General features: G+C 68.2%; 1 protein-coding gene. It reads right to left on the bottom strand.

What is annotated here, in order from left to right:
- Positions 1-201 precede the first annotated feature (201 nt).
- Positions 202-1,293, bottom strand: a 1,092-nt coding sequence (locus tag ABD844_RS52705) for a DUF6744 family protein (RefSeq protein ID WP_344897832.1), incomplete at its 5' end; no start/stop codon positions are given.

Here is a 1,293-nt window from a genome sequence, read left to right as displayed (position 1 = left end):
GGCGGACGACGTCCACAGGCTGCCGTACGGACCGGCGTTCTTGACGATGTCGATGAGGTCGGCGGGCGGTGCTGCAGCGGGTTCGGTTGTCATTGCATGCTCCCTCGGTGTCGGTTACGGACGCGAGCTGATCATCCAGGTCACGGGTGTCAATCTGTGCCGGGTGGCAGGGCGGCGCCCTGCCACCCGGCGTTGGCCAGGTCACCCAGCGTTGGACAGCAGGGTGACGACCTGGGCGTTGACGAGCTGCAGAGCTGCTTGGGTGTCGTCGAGGCTGGTGGACAGCAGCTCGGCGTGCTCGGCCGCGGAGTCCTGCAGAGCGCGGAACCGCCGGTACAGGGTCTGAACCTGCGCCTCGGACGCGCCGCCGGCCTGGGCCTTGTTGATGTCGAGGGCGAGCTTCTCCAGGTCCTCGCGCGCCTGCGTGGTGAGCGCAGCGACGACCATCTCGCGCATCTCCTCCTGGTCGGGGAGCGGGACGCGCGCCAGTTGGCTGCCCTCGCCGAAGTGCTTCACCAGACCCCGCAGACTCACCAGCCGGTCGGCGTGCATCTTGTGCACGAAATACACACCCCCGCCGCTGCGGACCATGACGGAGTTCAACCCTTCGACGTAGGAGCGAACGACCGTGCGCAGCCGGTCGGAGCTGTAGTAGCGGCAGTACCGCTCGTACGTCGCTTCCACCTTGGTTAGGGTCTCCCGCACCCGCTCCTGCTCAGCTGGCGACAACTTGCCGATCTCGGCCTCGTCCGGGGTCACCTGCAGGACGCCCCGGCCTGGCTCGCCGGTGCCCAGCGGGTCACGCCAGAACACGACCTCCGCCATCCGGGGTGCGTACTCCAGGCGGTTCCGGCTTTCGTCGCGCACTTCCCGGACCATGTGCCGCACGACCTTCAGGTTGTCGCGGGACACGTGGCGGATCATCAGCGTGGCCTCGGTGACCTTCACGTCCGGCGTCTTCTGCCCGGGCACTCGGCGCCGGGCCGAGGCCTCGTCGAGCCGGTACGTGGCCCGCACGCCGGCCGTACCGGTGACCCGCTCGAACGCGTCATGCTCGCGGATCGGGGGCGGCAGGTACGCGTCGTCCAGCCCGAGCGCTAAGAACCACTTGTGCAGGTCGTTGCGGGTCACCTCGGACTCGAAGACCGAATACAAGACCAGGTAGCCGATGATCCTCGCGTCGTCCTGTTCCATCGCGGCCGCGTACCCGGCGAAGGCGTCCATCGTGTCGCCGTGGCTGACGCGCTGTGCCGACGTTTCTGGGGTGGGCGCCTGGCTGGTCATGGGATCTTC

The organism is Nonomuraea antimicrobica (genome assembly GCF_039536965.1).
Taxonomy (GTDB): domain Bacteria; phylum Actinomycetota; class Actinomycetes; order Streptosporangiales; family Streptosporangiaceae; genus Nonomuraea; species Nonomuraea antimicrobica.
Note: the sequence above shows the minus strand (reverse complement) of the source record. Positions and strands in the feature narration are given on the sequence as shown.